The following is a 1,940-nucleotide window of genomic DNA, read 5'->3' as shown; positions in this document are numbered from 1 at the left end:
GCCCGTGGTTCTCGCCCCGGGCCGCCGCCCTCTTCGTGTCGCGTGCGCGCGTGCCGCGCGGCTCAGCTGAAGGAGTCGCCGCAGGCGCAGGAACCCGTCGCGTTCGGGTTGTCGATCGTGAAGCCCTGCTTCTCGATCGTGTCCACGAAGTCGATGGTGGCGCCGCCCAGGTACGGGGCGCTCATGCGGTCGGTGGTGACCTTGACGCCGTCGAAGTCCTTCACCACGTCGCCGTCGAGCGAGCGCTCGTCGAAGAAGAGCTGGTAGCGCAGGCCGGAGCAGCCGCCGGGCTGGACGGCGACGCGCAGCGCGAGGTCGTCACGGCCTTCCTGGTCGAGCAGGGCCTTGACCTTGGCCGCGGCGGCGTCCGTCACGATGATGCCGTCGGTGACGGTGGTGGACTCGTCCGATACGGACATCTACATCTCTCCCGGGTTGTACGGAGACTGCTTGCCGACGGTTTCAACCGGCGGAGCCGCGGATTCATTCCGGGCGGGCCCGAGTCTTTGTCCTCGGTGTTCCCTTCATGCTCGCACACGCCCCCGCCGACGGGCAGCGGCACCGGGATTCACGTCACACCGACACTATGGGCATCGTCAAACTGACGTGAAGCGGTTATGATATATAGCGTCAGTTCGACGAAAAGGCTCGACGAAAAGTAGAAAGGGTGCGTGTCGTGACCACCGCCCAAACCCAGGAGCTCGACGTACAGCCGACGCCCCTCGCCCTGTTGCTGCTCGGCCGTGAGGCCGACCCGAGGAGCGAGCGCGGCGTGGAGTGCCCGGGCGACCTGCCCTCGCCCTCCGACCCGGACCTGGTCGCACGCGCCCGTGCGGCCAAGGAGAAGCTCGGGGACAAGGTCTTCGTCCTCGGTCACCACTACCAGCGCGACGAGGTCATCCAGTTCGCCGACGTCACGGGTGACTCCTTCAAGCTGGCCCGGGACGCGGCCGCGCGCCCGGAGGCCGAGTACATCGTCTTCTGCGGTGTGCACTTCATGGCGGAGTCGGCCGACATCCTGACCTCCGACGACCAGAAGGTGGTCCTGCCCGACCTGGCCGCCGGCTGCTCCATGGCGGACATGGCCACCGCCGAGCAGGTCGCCGAGTGCTGGGACGCGCTGACCGAGGCCGGGATCGCCGAGCAGGTCGTGCCGGTCTCGTACATGAACTCGTCCGCGGACATCAAGGCGTTCACCGGCAAGCACGGCGGCACCATCTGCACCTCGTCCAACGCCAAGCGGGCCCTGGACTGGGCCTTCGAGCAGGGCGAGAAGGTGCTGTTCCTGCCCGACCAGCACCTGGGCCGCAACACCGCGGTGCGGGACATGGGCATGACGCTTGAGGACTGCGTCGTCTACAACCCGCACAAGCCGAACGGCGGACTGACCGCCGAGGAGCTGCGCGGCGCGAAGATGATCCTGTGGCGGGGGCACTGCTCGGTGCACGGCCGCTTCAGCCTCGACTCGGTGAACGACGTGCGCGAGCGCATACCGGGCGTGAACGTCCTGGTGCACCCCGAGTGCAAGCACGAGGTCGTCGCGGCGGCGGACTACGTCGGCTCGACCGAGTACATCATCAAGGCCCTGGAGGCGGCCCCGGCCGGTTCCAAGTGGGCCATCGGGACCGAGCTGAACCTGGTCCGGCGGCTGGCGAACCGTTTCGCTGCCGAGGACAAGGAGATCGTCTTCCTCGACAAGACGGTCTGCTTCTGCTCGACCATGAACCGCATCGACCTGCCGCACCTGGTCTGGACGCTGGAGTCGCTTGCCGAGGGCACGCTGGTCAATCGCATCGAGGTGGACACGGAGACCGAGGCGTTCGCGAAGCTGGCGCTGGAGCGGATGCTGGCGCTGCCGTAACGGGTTCTTTCCCACCCACCCGCCCGTGCGGGGTGTTTGAAACGGCGCAGGTCCTGCCCGACCGCCTTCGGTGTCGGGC

General features: G+C 67.7%; 2 protein-coding genes. One reads left to right on the top strand and one right to left on the bottom strand.

Annotation, left to right across the window (positions count from 1 at the left end):
* Positions 1-62: 62 nt before the first annotated feature.
* Positions 63-419: an iron-sulfur cluster assembly accessory protein gene (locus ACFWR9_RS42615; RefSeq protein WP_122620514.1), complete on the bottom strand. Its 357-nt coding sequence runs from the start codon at positions 417-419 to the stop codon at positions 63-65.
* Positions 420-676: 257 nt separating this feature from the next.
* Between ACFWR9_RS42615 and nadA the strand changes: the two genes are divergently transcribed.
* On the top strand, positions 677-1,861 hold the full coding sequence (gene nadA / locus ACFWR9_RS42610; RefSeq protein ID WP_161328449.1) for a quinolinate synthase NadA: 1,185 nt from the start codon (positions 677-679) through the stop codon (positions 1,859-1,861).
* The last annotated feature ends 79 nt before the right edge of the window (positions 1,862-1,940 follow it).

This window comes from Streptomyces sp. NPDC058534 (assembly GCF_042717365.1).
Lineage (GTDB): Bacteria > Actinomycetota > Actinomycetes > Streptomycetales > Streptomycetaceae > Streptomyces.
This window is presented reverse-complemented; position numbering and strand designations above follow the sequence as displayed.